Source organism: Aquimarina sp. BL5 (assembly GCF_003443675.1).
GTDB lineage: Bacteria > Bacteroidota > Bacteroidia > Flavobacteriales > Flavobacteriaceae > Aquimarina.
The window spans coordinates 1,184,779-1,202,663 of sequence record NZ_CP031963.1 but is presented as its reverse complement, the minus strand read 5'-3'; the positions used below and the strand labels follow the sequence as shown (position 1 = coordinate 1,202,663).

At 32.0% G+C, this 17,885-nt stretch carries 13 protein-coding genes; 1 reads left to right on the top strand and 12 read right to left on the bottom strand.

What is annotated here, in order from left to right; genetic code table 11:
- The first annotated feature begins 1 nt into the window (after position 1).
- Entirely contained in the window at positions 2–4,276 is a 4,275-nt protein-coding gene (locus D1818_RS05225) for a hybrid sensor histidine kinase/response regulator transcription factor (protein ID WP_118456735.1), read from the top strand.
- A 174-nt stretch (positions 4,277–4,450) separates the two neighbouring features.
- Here the strand turns inward: D1818_RS05225 and D1818_RS05220 are convergent, their stop codons facing one another.
- The 12 genes from D1818_RS05220 to D1818_RS05165 all read right to left on the bottom strand — a co-directional run bounded on the left by D1818_RS05220 (position 4,451) and on the right by D1818_RS05165 (position 17,521).
- Positions 4,451–4,798 (bottom strand): L-rhamnose mutarotase, encoded by a 348-nt coding sequence (locus D1818_RS05220; RefSeq protein ID WP_118456734.1) that lies wholly within the window; start codon positions 4,796–4,798, stop codon positions 4,451–4,453.
- A 4-nt stretch (positions 4,799–4,802) separates the two neighbouring features.
- The gene (gene fucP / locus D1818_RS05215) at positions 4,803–6,134 is read right to left on the bottom strand and encodes an L-fucose:H+ symporter permease (RefSeq protein ID WP_118456733.1); all 1,332 of its coding nucleotides are present in this window, start codon (positions 6,132–6,134) and stop codon (positions 4,803–4,805) included.
- 89 nt (positions 6,135–6,223) lie between these two features.
- On the bottom strand, positions 6,224–7,015 hold the full coding sequence (locus D1818_RS05210) for an SDR family oxidoreductase (protein WP_118456732.1): 792 nt from the start codon (positions 7,013–7,015) through the stop codon (positions 6,224–6,226).
- Between the two features lie 6 nt (positions 7,016–7,021).
- Positions 7,022–7,852, bottom strand: coding sequence for an amidohydrolase (locus D1818_RS05205; protein ID WP_118456731.1), 831 nt, complete (start codon positions 7,850–7,852; stop codon positions 7,022–7,024).
- Between the two features lie 2 nt (positions 7,853–7,854).
- A complete protein-coding gene (locus D1818_RS05200) occupies positions 7,855–9,309 on the bottom strand; it encodes a tagaturonate reductase (protein WP_118456730.1) in 1,455 nt (484 codons plus the stop codon).
- Between the two features lie 8 nt (positions 9,310–9,317).
- Positions 9,318–9,503, bottom strand: coding sequence for a hypothetical protein (locus D1818_RS05195; protein WP_118456729.1), 186 nt, complete (start codon positions 9,501–9,503; stop codon positions 9,318–9,320).
- Positions 9,504–9,506: 3 nt separating this feature from the next.
- On the bottom strand, positions 9,507–11,159 hold the full coding sequence (locus tag D1818_RS05190; protein WP_118456728.1) for a UxaA family hydrolase: 1,653 nt from the start codon (positions 11,157–11,159) through the stop codon (positions 9,507–9,509).
- A 5-nt stretch (positions 11,160–11,164) separates the two neighbouring features.
- Positions 11,165–11,833: a bifunctional 4-hydroxy-2-oxoglutarate aldolase/2-dehydro-3-deoxy-phosphogluconate aldolase gene (locus D1818_RS05185; protein ID WP_118456727.1), complete on the bottom strand. Its 669-nt coding sequence runs from the start codon at positions 11,831–11,833 to the stop codon at positions 11,165–11,167.
- Between the two features lie 169 nt (positions 11,834–12,002).
- A complete protein-coding gene (locus D1818_RS05180) occupies positions 12,003–13,010 on the bottom strand; it encodes a zinc-binding alcohol dehydrogenase family protein (RefSeq protein WP_118456726.1) in 1,008 nt (335 codons plus the stop codon).
- Positions 13,011–13,171: 161 nt separating this feature from the next.
- Positions 13,172–14,713, bottom strand: a complete 1,542-nt coding sequence (locus tag D1818_RS05175) for an alpha-L-fucosidase (RefSeq protein WP_118456725.1) — start codon at positions 14,711–14,713, stop codon at positions 13,172–13,174.
- A 91-nt stretch (positions 14,714–14,804) separates the two neighbouring features.
- Positions 14,805–16,439 (bottom strand): DUF4038 domain-containing protein, encoded by a 1,635-nt coding sequence (locus D1818_RS05170; protein ID WP_118456724.1) that lies wholly within the window; start codon positions 16,437–16,439, stop codon positions 14,805–14,807.
- The gene (locus D1818_RS05165; protein ID WP_118456723.1) at positions 16,436–17,521 is read right to left on the bottom strand and encodes an SGNH/GDSL hydrolase family protein; all 1,086 of its coding nucleotides are present in this window, start codon (positions 17,519–17,521) and stop codon (positions 16,436–16,438) included. Before D1818_RS05165 ends, D1818_RS05170 begins: the two co-directional genes overlap by 4 nt.
- Positions 17,522–17,885: the final 364 nt, after the last annotated feature.

Sequence of the window (17,885 nt, the reverse complement as noted above, 5' to 3'; positions counted from 1 at the left end):
TATGTATCTATTCTCAAACAGACTTTTGGTAAATCATTTTTGTTTTTTTGTCTTAGTCTTTTTAATTAATATAAAGCGTAGCGAAGCGCAAAACACAATTCAATTTGATCATATAACAACAGAAGATGGTCTTTCTCAAAGTGATATTAATAGTATTTATCAGGATGATGAAAAGTTCATGTGGTTTGCTACACATGAAGGCTTAAATAAATATGATGGTTATAATTTTGAAATCTTCACGCCAGATACGCGTACACCTAATAGCATTAGTAGTAACTTAATATATGCCTTAACAGGAGATGAATATGGCAATTTATGGATTGGAACAACTGGAAATGGATTAAATCATTTTGATAAATCCTTAGAGAAGTTTACACATTTTGTACATGATGATAAAAACCTGAATAGTTTAGCAAGTAACCATATAAATACATTATACAAAGACAGATTAAACCGTTTATGGGTTGGGACAATTAAAGGTTTAGATTTAGTTGATTTAAAGGTGCCACTAGACGAAATTAAATTTCAACATTTTTTGTTGAATACAAATAACCAGTCGAATAGCTTTGGAAGGAATACGGTATATGCTATTTTCGAAGATAGTGAAAACCAAATTTGGGCTGGCGGAACTCAAGGATTATATAAGTTTTCAAAAGATGATTTTGGTCAGTTTCATTTCAAATTAATGAATAAAGAAATTGGTTTACCCGATTCTACAGTTAGAAGTATTAATGAAGATACTTTTGGAAGATTAATCATTGGAACCAATAATGGACTGTTCATTTTGGATCGAAACCACTCAACTAAAGTTGATGAAATTTACCCTGGGTTTACTAAAAATATACTTATTGAAAATAATAATATCTGGGTTGGAACAAATAGCGGTTTGCTACATTTAGACAATACAGGGAGAGACACTATCCCTAAATTTGTTAACCTGTATGCTTATAATCCCAGAGATCCTTACAGTTTAAGTAAAAACATTGTAAAATCTTTATATAAGGACCATACTGGAGTTATTTGGGTAGGTACAAACGGAGGTGGTGTAAATAAGTTTGACCCGGAGCGAAAGCAATTTAACCATATAAAGAAAACCTCAAATCCTAATAGCTTAAGTTATGATAAGATTCGGTCCATATTTGAAGATAGTAATGGAAGCTTATGGGTAGGTACTGAAGGTGGTGGGCTAAACATGCTGCCTAAATCTGAAAGTGAAAATATTTATAATGGATTTAAAAACTACACAACAATACCAAAACCTTTTGTAACCATTGAAATAGAACGTAATAACAGAAAACTACTATTAATTGGAGCAGAAGATAGTCCTAGTTTTTATCAATTAGATATAACCAATCCTGAAAATGTTGAGGAGACAGATATTGAGAGTTTAGACGAAATCTCTGGAAGTGTGTTTTCTTTATTAGAAGATAAAGATAAAAATCTGTGGATTGGGACCTATGATTCTGGTGTGAATAGGTGGTTATATAATAATCAAACCAATTCTTACAAAAAGGATATTCTATCTAAAAATAGATTAGATTCATTAAGTATTTCAAGTAATATCATTAGAAATATTATTGAAGATAAAAATGGTAATATTTGGTTTGCTACCGCAGATGGTTTATCTAAGCTAAATGCAAAAGAAAAGTATAAAGAAAACCCTAGGTTTGATATATACAGGCACATTCCTTCGGATGAGAACAGTATAAGTCATAACTATATTTTAGAATTATTTGAAAATAGTTTAGGAGATTTATGGATAGGAACCTTAGGAGGCGGACTAAATAAACTTGTTAAAACCAAAGATGGAAAAGAAAATATATTTCTTAGTTATAAGATAGAAGATGGATTACCAAATAATGTAATTAAAGGTATTCTGGAGGATGATAAAAAAAACCTTTGGGTGTCAACAAATAAAGGGTTGTCTAAGTTTAATGTTTCTAATGGTACGTTTAAAAATTACAATAGTAATGATGGATTACAGAGTAATGAGTTTCAGGAATTAGCACGCTTAAAACGAAAAAATGGAGAACTTTTATTTGGAGGTATAAATGGGTTCAATTCATTTTACCCTGAAGCCATCCAAGATAACTCTTACGAAGCAGAAACTGTAATAACGAATCTAACAATCTCTAATAAACCTATTAAAGTTGGTCAAGAAATAAATGGTCGGGTGATCCTTGAACAAACATTGACAGCTACAGATGAGATACAGCTTAAGTATAAGGAAAATAGTTTTTCGTTTGAGTTTGCAGCACTACACTTTGCAGCACCAGGTAAAAATAATTATGCTTATATGCTCGAAGGTTTTAATAAAAATTGGATTTATACTACTTCAGAAAATCGATATGCCACGTATACAAACTTAGAACCTAACACCTATACATTAAAAGTTAAAGCCTCTAATAATGATGGCGTATGGGATTCATCACCTACAGAAATTAAAATAAAAGTAATCCCACCTTTTTGGAGAACAAACTTGGCCTATTTTATTTATGGCTTAATGATCATAGGTTTGTTATTATTATTTAGAAGATTTACTATAATTAAGACCACAAAGAAACATCAATTAGAATTAGAACATTTGGATAAAGAGAAATATGAAGAATTTCAACGTGTTAAGTTAGAGTTTTTTACAAATATTTCTCACGAACTAAGAACACCTTTAACCCTGATAAAAGGGCCATTAAAATATCTTCAAAAAAATGACAAAGACATAAGCGAAGAAGTCCGACAAGAGCAATACGGACTTATGCAAAAAAACAGTGATTATTTATTGAGGTTAGTAAATCAATTACTCGATTTTAGAAAAGTTAATCAAGGTAAAATGCGTCTTGTAATGAGGAAAAGTAATATTATTTCTTTTATAAAAGAAGTATGCGAACCATTTCAGTTTCTAGCACACAAGAATCAGATAATATTTAGTTTTGATTTTTCTGATGAAAAAATAATCACTTGGTTTGATCATGATGCTTTAGAAAAGATAATGAATAATTTATTGTCAAATGCTTTTAAGTTTACACCTCAAAAAGGGGAAATAAAGATAGATGTATCTCTTGCCAAGCGAAAACCTCAAAATAAAAATACAGAAGAAGAAAGTACTAAAGAGTTATATGATGTTATAATAAAAGTTAAAAACTCTGGTGATGTCATTGATGAGGAAAAATTGAATAATATTTTTAAGCGTTTTTATACAGAAAATGAAAATGTAAAAAACAATCTTAAAGGAGTTGGCATTGGCTTATCTTATGTTAAAGATATTGTAGAATTACACCAAGGAAAAATAAAAGTAAAAAGTAATAAAAAGAAGGGAACAGTATTCACAGTTAACTTACCTTTTGAAAAAGAAGCTTACTTAGATATTCCAGAAATAACTTGTAAACATAAATCAGACAGTGATTATAAAGTACGTACTTCCGAACTAGATTCAATGGCAATTAGCATTAATGATGAATTAGTGGACTTAAATTTGGCTAAAGAGAAATCAAGTTTACCAGTATTATTAGTTGTTGATGACAATGCAGATATTAGAAATTTCTTAAAACAAGCGCTAAGCGAAAGATATGTTATTTACGAAGCAGATAATGGAAAAAAGGGATTCGAAATAGCAAATAAATTACTACCAAATGTTATTATAACTGATCTAGTAATGCCGGTAATGGATGGTATAGAATTTTGTAAGAAAGTAAAATCTAATAAAGAGACTAGTCATATTCCTGTTATTATGTTAACGGCAAAATTATCCCAAGAATCTGAGATAGAAGGTCGACAAATTGGTGCAGATGGCTATATAAGAAAACCATTCGATATAGAGCTATTAGAATTAAAACTGAAAAACACTTTAGACTATAGAGAAAAACTAAGAAATACGTTTAATAAAAATATTACTTTTCAACCAAAAGATGTTACAGTTACTACGCTAGATGAGAAGTTTTTACAACAAGCGATAGAAATTGTAGAAAAACATATGATGAATACTGATTTTAGCGTAGAAATGTTAGTGAAAGAAATGGGATTAAGTCGAAGTAATATATATCTTAAGTTTAAGGAAATTACAGGATTATCGTCAAGTGAATTTATAAGAAATATTAGATTAAAACGTGCTGTCCAGTTATTTGAAAAAAGTGATTATTCTGTAAAGGAAATTATGTATATGACAGGTTTTAATACCGCATCATACTTTGCAAAATGCTTTAAGAAACAGTTTGGTGTGATACCGAGTGAATATGTAAGGCAAAGCGTAAAAAAGAAAGAAACAAAAGATGAGGAGGAGTAATTCTTAGAATACATAAAAAGAGGCTGTCTGAAAAGTATAAGAAATTCTGGATTGTCAGTCTGAGCTTGTCGAAGACATTTTGAAAATCAAGACATTAAAAACTTCGACAGACTCAGTTTGACAGGAATACAATACTTTTCAGACAGGCTCTTTTATGTAGAATACTACGTGATGTTAATTATCAAGCTTAAAAATTTTTTCAAGTGCAATCCACTTTTCTCCATCCTTTGCCCAAGGAAGCTCTTGTTGGTAATCCCACATAAGACTTTCCCATTCTTGTACTTTAGGATTGTTAGCATCCATTTTAGCTTTCTTTTCGGAATCAAAGGTTTCATCGACCTCCATGATCATGAACATACGGTTTCCTGTTAGGTAAATTTCCATATCAATAACACCCGCATCTTTAATACTTTTGGTAATTTCCGGCCAGGCATTACCCGCTGCATGATATTTTTTATACTCAGCGATTAATTTAGAATCATCTTTTAAATCGCATGAAAAACAATGTCTCTTTGTACTCATTATTTTATTTTAATTCTTTTTTTGAAATTTTTATAGTACTAAAGCCGTAAAAAGCGACGACAGCGAGGCAAATTAGTGGAAGAATAAACGAGAAATTTATTTCGGGAATAAATCCAAGTATTTTTTTGTCAGCAAAGCCTGTGCCTCCCCAATCTAAAATACTCCCTTGTAAAACAGGCATTAATGCACCACCAACAATTGCCATTACTAGCCCTGCAGAACCAATTTTAGCCTCATCTCCCATATCTTTTAACGCAATACCATAAATAGTAGGAAACATTATAGACATGAAAACTGAAATAGCTACAAGAGAAATTAATCCAGCCATTCCAGGCAATAGAATTGCTCCTAAACTACTTAGTACACCTCCAATTCCAAACAACATTAATAATTTTGAAGGATTGATAGATTTCATTAAAGCAGTACCAATCCATCTTCCTATTAAAAATGAAATCATAGCAGCAACATTATAATAGGTGGCTGTTAATTCCCAACCATATGTTTCATTTAAATTATCTACATACTGAAAAATGTACGTCCAGCACATAATTTGTGCCCCTACATAAAAAGCTTGTGTAACAACGCCTTGTAAATAGTTTCTGTTTGCAAATAGCTTATTAAATGATTCTTTTAAACTCAATTTATTATCTTCAGCTTTTACAGGTATTTTTGTAAAAAAAATAATAGCAAGAATAATTAATACAAAAATTCCCAATCCTATATAAGGGATACTAATGATACCTAAATCATTTTCTCTAACCGCCGCAAGTTCTTCCGAGGTTAATGCATTATATGCTTCAGTTGTATAATCATCTGAGCGTAAGGCATCAATTACAAATAATTGCGCAATAATCATCCCTGTTAAAGAACCTATTGGGTTAAAAGCTTGTGCTAAATTCAATCGCTGTGTAGATGTTTCTTTATCTCCTAATGATAATATTAATGGATTAGATGTAGTTTCTAAAAAAGCTAATCCACAGGTGATAACCCACAACGAAACTAGGAAGTAAACAAACTCTTCATTTGCTGCAGCAGGATAAAATAAAAATGCACCAATAGCATATAGTGTAAGACCGAGTAAAATTCCTGATTTATAACTAAACTTTCTTATAAATAATGCAGCCGGTAAAGCCATGAAAAAATAGCCGAAATAGAATGCAAACTGAACAAGTGATGCTTGTGTGTTTGATAATTCTGGCATTACTTTTTTAAAAGCCGAAACCATCGGATTTGTTAAATCGTTTGCAATACCCCAAAGTGCAAATAACGTGGTAATTATGATAAAAGGAAATAATAATTCTTTTCTTACTACAGGTATTTTTATTGGTTTACTCATAAAAATTAATTTAGGTTAGCTTGTTTGCAATTTACCATACGACCCAAGATTAAATTACTCGGTTCGTTTAAAATGATATAACAAATGTTTTATTCTGTTAATAAAGATCTATCTAAATGCACATAGCCACCATCTACGGTTATAAATTGTCCCGTAGTATGCGAGGATTTATTAGAAATTGTAAATAAACATTGGTCAGCAATTTCTGCGGGTGTGGTCATTCTGTTTTCTAATGGAATTTTCTTAACAATAGATTTCAATTTTTCTTCTCCGTTCTCTAGTGTTTTTATCCAATTGTCATAGGCTGGAGTCCAACTCTCTGAAATGATAATAGCGTTAGAACGAATACCGAATTTTATTAAATCTACAGCCCACTCTCTTGTTAGTCCCAGTACACCTCCTTTTGAAGCTGCGTAACCAGAAGTTCCGCCTTGCCCGGTTAATCCTACTTTAGAACCAATATTTAGGATGTTTCCCTTTGCTTTTTTTAACATGGGTAAACAATACTTAACCATAGCAAAATAGCTTACCATATTTAATTTTAAAGAATACATGAAATCATCAATGGAAGCGTCTAATCCGGCACCATCATTAACACCCACATTATTAATTAAGGCATCGATTTTTCCATATTTTTTTTCAATTTTTTTTACAGCGGTTTCAATTTGTACGGCATCAGACAAATCTGTTTTTACAAATAAAGCATCAATTCCTCTATCTTGTAGTTCTTTTTCGTATCCGAAACCTCTATCATTTCTACAAACAATTACAGGAATTGCGCCTTCGTTTGCTAAATGATTTACAATTGTTTCTCCAATACTTCCTTTTATACCAGCAGCACCAGTAACTACGACTATTTTATCTTTTAAACCTAAATCCATTATTTTCTAATTTATGTTATAAAATTGAATAGCATTTCCGCCTAAAATATTAGCCTGTTCCTGGGAACTTAAGTCTGCTATAAAATCCATTATTAATTGTTTTACTTCTTGGTATGTTCCTGCAACTAAACATACTGGCCAATCAGAACCAAACATGATTTTTTTTACTCCGAATGCTTTCAAAACCAATTCTAAATATGGTTGAATTTGTTGAGGTGTCCATGTTTTGTAATTGGCTTCCGTAATAATTCCAGATAATTTGCAATACACATTAGGAAGCTTTCCTATTGCTGACATCAATGTTGCCCAGCCATCATAAAAGCCATCTTTTATATATGGTTTTGCAATGTGGTCTATGACAAATTTTTGATTTGGGAATTGCTTCACAAATTCCAATACTGCTCCAAGTTGATGAGGGAATACCAAAATATCATAAGTAAAATTATATTTCTCTAAAGCCGAAATTCCTCTTAAAAATTCGGGACGTAATAGAAAATTATGATCTGCTTCTCCTTGTACAACATGTCTAAACCCTTTTACTGCCGGGAATTGATTATAATGATTTAATATGTCATTAATATTTTTAGAACGTAGATCTACCCAACCTACAATTCCTTTTATAAAACTGTTTTTAGAAGCTAGATCGATTAAAAAATCGGTTTCCTCTAAAGTTTGATCTGCTTGCACAGCAATACATCCATTAATACTATTTTTTTTATAAACTTTTTGTAAATCTTCGACCAAAAAATCTTTTCTTATTGATGCCATATCATCATCAATCCAGCTATGTTTTACGGGTTCGTATTTCCAAAAATGTTGATGCGAATCTATAGTCATGATTATAAGTTTTTCAAAGATTCTTTTACACCAAGAGCTTCAATATTGTTGATGTTATTGGTTATCGTTTCGACTAACCCTTCGATGGTTGTTAGATCTTCTCCAACAATTTTTTCATTGGACAATAATATTTTAACTAAGTTTAAAACCGTTTGTTCGCCTTGATCTACCTTATCCCATTCTGTTTTAAAAATCGCTAAAATTTCAGCATCATCTTTTATAACTATGGTTTGATTATTAAAGTGTCCTTTGTAAAATAGTAGCAAACATGATAATGAAAAAGCAATACGTTTAGGAAATGTTCCTTCTAATGCTATATATTCTTTGAAGGCCGGTAATAAACGAGCTTGAAATTTTGATGTGCTATTTAAAGAAATATCAATTAAATAATGTTGTAAAGTCGGGTTTTTAAATCGGTCTAAAACGGCATCTATAAAAGCATCAATTTCTAAAGTTTTAAAATGATTGGTTAGCGTTGGTTTTATTTCTTGAGAAAGAATTTGCTTTATGTGATTGCTTACCAATGCATCACCCATACTATCTTTAACAGTTTTTATACTAGCTAAATATCCAACGGGTACTAAAGATGTGTGCGCACCGTTTAAAATGCGAACTTTCATTTCTCTATACGTCGATAAACTATCTACAAATTGAACGTTTAAGTTGGTTTGAGAAAATGGTAATTCTTTCTGCACAATCGCATTGCCCTTAATTATCCAACTGTGGTAATATTCGCCAGCGACTAATAAATTGTCATTAAAACCTGTTTGTTTTATAATTTCTGAGGCTCTTGCTTCAGGGTAACCAGAAACAATTCTATCTACTAGAGTACTGCAGAAATAATTATTTTCTTTAACCCAACTGATAAATGCAGTTTCTAAATTCCAGTGTTTAGCATATTCAAGAACAGTTTCTTTTAAAACATCACCGTTATTTTCTATCAATTCACATGGCAATAGAATGCAACCTTTATTTTTTTCTCCTTTAAAATAATTAAATCTGTGATATAACCATGCCGTTAATTTTGCGGGAAATTCTTTAGGAGGACTATCACTTTTTTTATCCTCTTCAGAAAATTTAATTCCTGCTTCTGTTGTGTTAGACACAATGAATCGTAATTCAGGTTGTTCAGCTAATTTTAGATACGCTTCCCAATGTGTGTAGGGTTGTATGATGAGATTAACAGATTCTACCAGGGTAATTTCAGAAATTAATTGTCCTTTTTCAAAACCATCTAAAGCCACATGGAATAGTCCTTCTTGCTCTTTTAAAGCAGAATAATCACCTCTTTCAGTCGGTTTTATAACAGCTACACTTCCGTTAAAATCAGTTGTTTTGTTTAAAGTATCAAACATCCAATCGCAAAAGGCGCGTAAAAAGTTTCCACCACCAAATTGCATAACTTTTATAGGATGTTTTATAGTCTTATTTGCTGTTGTTCTATTTAATTTTTGCATAACGAATCTTAACTTTTAAACTCTTTATAAAAATAATCTGCTACAGCAATTACAACTAAACTCCAAATAAGTCTGTAAACCCAAGCATTTATTTCAAACGTGAATAATGTAGTCGATTTTTGAGGACTCGTAAAACTCATAATTACTTTGACTAGTCCAATAATTCCAACAATTAAATTGAATAATCTTTTCATACTTTATAGCGAGACACCTCGTTTCCATGGAATAAAGTCGTTGTTCCCGTGCAATACTGCTTTTGAAGCCACATCGCCACTTGCAACATTTATAATGTGTTCTAATATTTTTTCGCCCATAGACTCTATGGTATCATCTCCACTAATTACAGTTCCGGCATTAATATCTATTATGTCGTTCATTCTTTTATATAAATCAGTATTGCTAGACATTTTTAAAACTGGGGCTACAGGATTACCAGTAGGAGTGCCGAGGCCAGTTGTAAATACAACTACATTGCATCCAGAACCTACTAAACCGGTTGTAGATTCCACATCGTTGCCTGGTGTGCAAAGAAGGTTTAAGCCTGGTTTTGTGACCTGTTCCGTATAATCTAAAACTTCTGTTATAGGGGATGTTCCACCTTTTTTAGCAGCTCCTGCAGATTTCATAGCATCTGTAATTAAACCGTCTTTTATATTTCCTGGTGATGGATTGTTTTCAAATCCAGAACCAACAGCTACTGCGGACGCAGAATAAGCTCGCATTAAATTGTAAAATTTCTTAGCATCCTTTTCGGTCTTACAGCGATTGATGATTTCTTGCTCTACACCATTTAATTCAGGAAATTCTGCTAAAACAGCACTTCCGCCTAAAGCAACTAATAAATCTGAAGCATAGCCCAAAGCTGGATTTGCAGAGATGCCAGAAAAACCATCAGAACCACCACATTCTAGCCCTAAAACTAACTTGCTTAAAGGTGCGGGTTTACGTTCAATTTTGTTAGCTTCAATTAAACCTATAAAAGTTTGTTTTACTGCTTCTTCTATGAATTCACGTTCGCTATTACTTTTTTGCTGTTCTAGATAATGAATGGGTTTGTCTATATTTGGATCAATAGCATCTAAGGCATTTTGTAATAATTCTATTTGTGCGTTTTGGCAACCCAAACTAAAAATAGTTGCACCTGCAACATTTGGATTTGTAATGTAGCCGGCGAGTAATTTACACAACGTTTCAGAATCTTGACGAATACCACCACAACCGCCATCGTGTTTTAAGAATTTAATACCATCTACATTTGGGAAGATCCTGTTTTTAGACAATTCTTCTTTGGTTGTAATTATAGGTACATTTAATAGGTCTTCCTTTGATGCTCCAGCTTTGTACTGACTGATTAAAGCATCTGTATCTACAGCGTAATCTTTTTTTGTTTCATAACCTAATTTTTCGGATAGCGCGCCCTCTAGAACATCTACGTTTCTGTTTTCACAAAAAACTAATGGAATAACCAGCCAATAGTTTGCGGTACCAACTTTACCATCTTTTCTGTAGTAACCATTGAACGTTCGTTCTTTGAATTTTAAAACGTTAGGTGCTTTCCAAGTAAATTTTTCTTTTGAATCTTTAAATTCTGCCGAGGCGTGCTTAACATTGTGTATTGTTATAGCAGTACCAGCTTTAATTGGTTTTATAACTTTTCCTATAAGTACACCATACATAAAAATAGCATCGCCTATTGAAAAATCATTTACAGCAAACTTATGTTTTTGTTTTATGTTTTCTTTTAAGACAATATCTTGACCTTGAATTGTAGCTTTTGTTCCTTTCTCAAGCGAAGTAATAGCTACAATAATGTTATCTTTTGGGTCTATTTGAAGGTAATTCTTAGACATTATAATTATTTTCTCACTTTATTTATTATATCTAGAGCTTCTCTAACTTTTTGCTCTAACTTATTGAAGTCTTTGTTAGTTATAATTTCTTTTGAAATTAATTTAGAACCTATCCCTACGCAAGTAACACCAGCATTGAACCAGGATGATAAATTATCTTTTGTCGGTGATACACCTCCTGTTGGCATGATGTTAGTCCAAGGTTGCGGACCTTTGATTCCTTTTACAAATTGCGGCCCATAAATATCACCCGGAAATAATTTGACTATTTCGCACCCCAGCTCTTCTGCTCTTGTAATTTCTGTAAGTGTGCCACATCCTGGTGACCAGAGTACTTTTCTTCTATTACAAACAATCGCTATATCCTCTCTTAAAACAGGGGTTACTATAAAGTTCGCTCCTAGTGCCATAAATCTTGAAGCACTTGCTGCGTCTGTTACAGAACCAACTCCCATAATCATTCCAGGCAGTTCCTTTATTGCATACTTTGTTAGTTCTCCAAATACTTCATCTGCAAAATCTCCTCTAGCTGTAAACTCCATTAACCGTGCGCCTCCATCATAACAAGCTTTTAAAACTTTTTTACTTAATTCTATATCACTACTAAAGAACAAGGGTACCATCCCTGTTTTTTCCATGACTGTTGCAACTTCTATTCTTGAATATTGTGCCATAATTTATTTCATTTATCTTGCAACTTTTTCAGAGATATTATGCTCTGATTACCGTACATTATATCAAAGGATATAGATAGTGAGAACCTTAATAAACTCTAAGATTCTTAACAGAGCATGATTCCTCCAAGTTTCACTACTTTTTTCTTGTTATTATTTACACTATTTATTAAAAATTCACTGTTGCTTTTATAACACCATTTTCTGGTTTTAACCAGCTATCAAAATTTGAAATCATTTCTGTAAATGGAACGCTGTGCGTTACAAAAGAGTCTGTAGGAAATTGATCAATAACGCTAATAACATATTCAAAATCTTCGGTGGTTGCATTTCTACTGCACATCAATGTCATTTCTTTAGCATGGACAGCTGGATGTGTATAGGTTAATTCACCTTTAGATAACCCAACTAAGACAAATCGACCACCGTGTGCCATATAATTAGGGCCAGCTTCTAGCGCATGTTTATTCCCTGATGCGTCAAAAACAGCGGTTGCTAATTCTCCATTAGTTATATCTTCGATTTTTTTTATCGGATTATCACTAGCATTTACAATATAATCGACACCAATTTCTTGTTTGGCGTAGTTTAATCTGTCTATATTCATGTCTAAAGCTATGACTTTAGCTCCTTGTATTTGAGCTAATTTCATGATACCAATCCCAATTGGTCCACAACCGATAACAACGACGAATTCATCTTTTACAATAGCAGCTCTTCTTATGGCATGTGCTCCAATCGCTAAAGGTTCTACGATTGCCATTTCATCAAAAGATAAATTATTTGCCGGCAATAATATGTTTACTGGTACGGTAATAAATTCTTGCATACCACCATCACCGTGAACACCTAAAACACTAATGTTTGTGCAACAATTAGTCTTTCCGTTTCTACAGGCTATACATTTTCCACAACTTAGATAAGGCATCACAACCACTTTATCACCAGTCTTTATGTTTCTTTCATTGTCTTCAATCTCTATAACTTCTGAAGCTAATTCGTGACCTAAAATTCTTGGGTAAGTAAAAAAAGCTTGATTTCCTGCGTAAGCATGTAAATCTGTCCCGCAGATTCCTACCTTATTAATCTTTAATAAAGCTTCATTTTTTTTTCTTACCGGTGCTTCTTTTTCTTTTAAAGAAAATTCTCCTGGTTTTTCACAAACAATGTATTTCATTTTTTTTATTTAAAATCTATAAACCCTATCAGAGTGTTGATTAAAATTTCATTTTAAGTTAGTAGTGATTCTTTAATTAACACAATTTCAAAGAGCACATTAAATTGATGCGCTCTTTGATTAATTGACTAAAACTAATTAAATATATTTAGCAGGAAATATTACATTGTAATTTCCAGCGTAAATGCAAAATCACAAGGTTTTTTACTAGGCATTTCTACACTTAAACCATTCTCGTTTTGAGACCATTTTAACTTTTCACCACTACCCAACATTTTAACGTGTGAAACTTTATTGTCGGTTTTGTTAATGGACTTAATTAATACTTTATCGTCTTCAGGCCACGCCATCATAATAGCATATAGCTTTCCGTTTTTTTGAGTAAAACGAATATCCTGACCTGTCAGTTCTTTATTATTTTTTTCAGAATGATGTCCTTTAGCTACTTCAGTTGGACCTTCACCAAATACTCTCCAATATTTAGTGTCATAAATTGCTTCTCCATTGATGTCTAACCATTCTCCAATTTGTAGTAATATTTCTTTTTGATCTTTAGGAATTGTTCCATCAGCTTTTGGGCCAACATTAAGTAATAGGTTTCCGTTTTTTGAAACAATATCTACTAGGTCATCTACTAATTGGTTAGCAGTTTTAGATTCCCAATCTGAAATGTGACACCAAGAATTTTTGCCTATAGAGGTATCTGTTTGCCAAGGTAATTCTCTAATACCAGGTAATTTGCCTCTTTCTAGATCATAAATTACAGTACCTTCTGGAAATGCTTCGTGGCTAAAGTTTTTGTCTTGTAGCACGACTTCCTTATTCCACTCTATACCTTTATTGTAATAATAAGCAGCCAATTTAGGTCTGTATGCTTCAAAAGCTGGCATGTCTAACATAAAATCAAACCATAAAATATCCGGTTTATAGTTGTCGATTAGATCTTTTGTTCTGTTCCACCATTGTTCTTTAAATTCATTAGAAACAGGTTCCTTTGGATCTTTTCCCTTTTTAGAATATAAATCTGCAAATTCTGGATTTGTAGTATCAAAATAATCTTCCTTGTTGTAAAAAGACCAGTTAAACGCATAGTGAGACGAAGCGCCCATGATCATACCTTTAGCTCTTCCAGCCTTAAAAAGTTCCCCTAAAACATCTCTTTTAGGTCCCATATTATAAGAATTCCACGGTGTCGTATTTGACTTATACATGGCAAATCCATCGTGGTGGTCCGCTACAGGAACAACATATTTTGCACCAGCTTTTTTAAATAGATCTATCCACTCAGAAGCATTAAATTTTTCAGCTTTAAACATAGGTACAAAGTCTTTATATCCAAATGTTTTTTGATCCCCATATACTTTCTTATGATGTTTATATTCTCTCGTTGCACCTTCTTTTTCTATACGTAAAGTAGCACTTAGTCTATTTTTATCCATATACATATTTCTAGGGTACCATTCTGAACCATATGCAGGAACAGCATAAACTCCCCAATGAATGAAGATTCCAAATTTCTGATTGTTAAACCAAACGGGATCTTTATAGTTTTTTTTGATAGATTCCCAATTAGGTTGATAGACTTGAACAGAATCTTTTACAATATTTTCAGCTATCTTTTTTTCATTTTTTTCATTTTTTGAATTACATGCTAATAGAAGCAGGGAAATTATAAACAAAAAATAAATATTCTTATTCGGCATTTGTTCCTTTATTAATGTTATACTGCTAAATTCTTTTTTTTAAGTTTTTTATAAAGTGTCGAATGTTGAATATGATATAACAAATGAGTTTTTATTGCTTTTTTCTAACAATTAATATGGTGTCTGCATCTCCTCGCCAAGGTGATTTCTCCGCTTTCCACTTTTCAAAACCAAATTCTTTTGTGTATTTGCCAGTTAAGGTGTTAAACCATTGCATAGTTGCTGTGTTTTTGTTTTCCTTTGATAAAAACGACAATTTTACAGCATAGTTTTCCTTTGGCATATAGATTAAAGTTGTACCCGTTTTTTCGGTGGTTAGGTTGTAGCCACTGCTGTTTTTCCAAGGGATGGGTTTAAAATCTTGAAATGAAATGTCTTTAAAAAAATTGTTGAGATGTTTAAAATAACTGAAACGTGGTTTGTAAAAATCGTCAGGTTGCTCATAAGGATTGTATATTATAACATTCCATGAGGAACCTTGCCAATAATAAGTTGTATAAACTCCTGCAAACAGACACAAATAATTACGTCTTAAACAGGTTTCTGCATTGGTGTAATCCCCGGTAAATACAGTATAAGGAGATGTTTCATATCCACCGTGTTCAATGTTAAAAATTGGCTTGTTTGGGAATTTATTCCTTGCTTCTAACATCCTAGTATATAATGTAGATGCCCAGTCTTGAGTAGAAATAAAATCGACTTCATCAGCGTGTTTTCTACAAAAGTTATAATCATGTACAGAAACCAATCTGTCGTAAGAATCTATATTTCTAATACGTTGAATGCGCTCAGAAATATATTCCTCAGTCGCTCTGCCGTAATACAATGCTTCTTTAGAGACGTCCCAAATAATGTTAGGAAATGCTTGATAACGCTTAATTACATAGTCGAAGTATCTATTGTCTTCTAATGTATTCATGTCTGGCCAAGTCACCAATTTATTCCAAACATAAATCATCAAATGACTTACTATTTCTTTATCATGCATAGTAGATACAACTTTGTCAAAATGTTTAAAAAACTCTGGATTTAAAGCAGAATGGTCTGGGTTTTTATTAGTTCCGAGAAAAGGAAAAATCTCCTGCTTCCCACCAAATTCATGTTCAGGATGAGACTGTAAAAGGCTATCTTTTTTCCAGGAGACATCATGTGAATATACGTTCATTACAACTTGATTAAATCCATTACTTTTAATAAGTTCTAGTAAATGATTCGTCTTTTTGATTTCCTTTTTATTGTAATCTAATGCGAATAACCAATCACACTCAAATGCTAAATTGAAATAATGCGAGTCATCCTGATAGTAGAAATGTTTTTTATCATCTTCTTTTAAAACAATGCCTCCGTGCCTATCTTTTTTAGAATTAGGAATGACTTTAAAAACACCTTCCTTGCCAGTAAAAGATGTTTTGTCTCCAGCTATTTTATAATTAAAATCTCCAGTTTTTGATGCTGAGAATCTGAAAATCCACCTATCATTTCCATCGTAAAACAAAGGAATGTTTTGTGTTTTTTCTTTAGATGAAACTTTAGCATATAATTTAATTTCGTAAGGATTAACTAAGGCTTTTTTATTTTTAAAAATAATGTCATTGACAACCCATTGTTCTGTCGTTATTTTTTTGTTTTTGTGATTGTAATCATACTTTCGTATCTGTCCAAACGAGACAATCGAAAAACCTAAAAATAGTAAGCAGAAAGCATTCTTTATAGTGATGATTTTCATTTCATTATTTCTTTAATAAATTCAGTCAATTTAATTGCAATTAATCTGTGCTCTTCAACTTTTGGATGACCCGGTGAATCTTTGTAAGGCACAAAACAAGTGTAAATCTTATTGTCATTTAGGCTGTTAACAGCTTTCTGGACATAACTTGGCCACTCAGATTTTTTTTTAGTGATATCCATATTTCCTAAAAGACAAATGATGGAAGCATCACTATATTTTTTTCTTATGGTTTTAATAAAGTAGCTATATTCTTTTATTATTTTAGTTTCATCTGGCTTCTTCGTCCCAAAGCGTCTTTTGTATTGTTCATTTTCTGGAAGCTTAACAATCCAAGAATCATTCTGAAATAAATTAATCACGACAATATCTGGTTGTTTAGAAGTAAAATCCCACTTACTGTTTACTTCGTTTGGATTTAAACGATAGTACATTTCAGGCATTATCATATCAAACCAACTTACCATAATACCAATACCGCCACGAGCAATACATGAGTATTCAGCGTTAATAGCTCTAGCGGTTATCGAGCTGTAAGCATTGTAGTTATTAGTGACATTCCCTTCAGGTTTGTCGTTTCCAGAATAATCTTCGTTACCGTGTCCAGTGGTTATGGAATCGCCATAAAATTCAATAAATAGCGGTTTTCTCTCTTCTTTTTCAAGTAGTTCCCCTGTTATAGTGAAATTAAAAAATAAAGTCTTTCCGAAGGTCCATTCATTGCGTTTGGTCAATGCTATCGAATGCTTTTTGTCCAATAAATTGTCTGCGAGCAAATATTCTTTTTTACCTTTTTCAAGTTTTAAAACTCGAGAAGGTATACCGTCAATTATAACATTAAAATAATTAGTGCCGTTTTGGTCGTCTAAGGAAATGCTAGCTTTTGTGCCCTTAAAATTTATTTTAATAGAAGAGCCAGACCAATATATTTCTGAAGCTGAATTGTCTGCATTTTTTCCTATTCTACCTTCATAGCTAATGTTTTTGTTAGTATGACTAATAATAGTTAAACTATCGGTAGAGCAAAAAGATTTACAACTAGTAAGTAGTAAAAGTAATATAAAATGGGAGGAAATTTTCATATAAATTTAGATAGAATCAATAGTTTTAATCCTATCTAAATTTATAAAAATGCCCTATCCTTATTCATTACTTTTGATTTATAGTTTGCCACATATGATTAAAGTTAAGGAGGGTTTTCGTCTAAAAAAATCATTTGATATATAATAAAGAACATATTTAATTAGTGAAGTTTATGGATTTAAATAATTTTAAATATTGAATAAAGCTCTTCTAAAATGAAAAATATGGCACTGTTAATATCACAGTAAAAAATATAATTTTTTGTTAGTTTTTTCTTGTTATTGTATAATCCGGATAAAAATAAGAAGCTAATCAAAATAGGGGTGGAGCGCTAGTGCTAAGTAGCAAGGAAAATTTTAATTT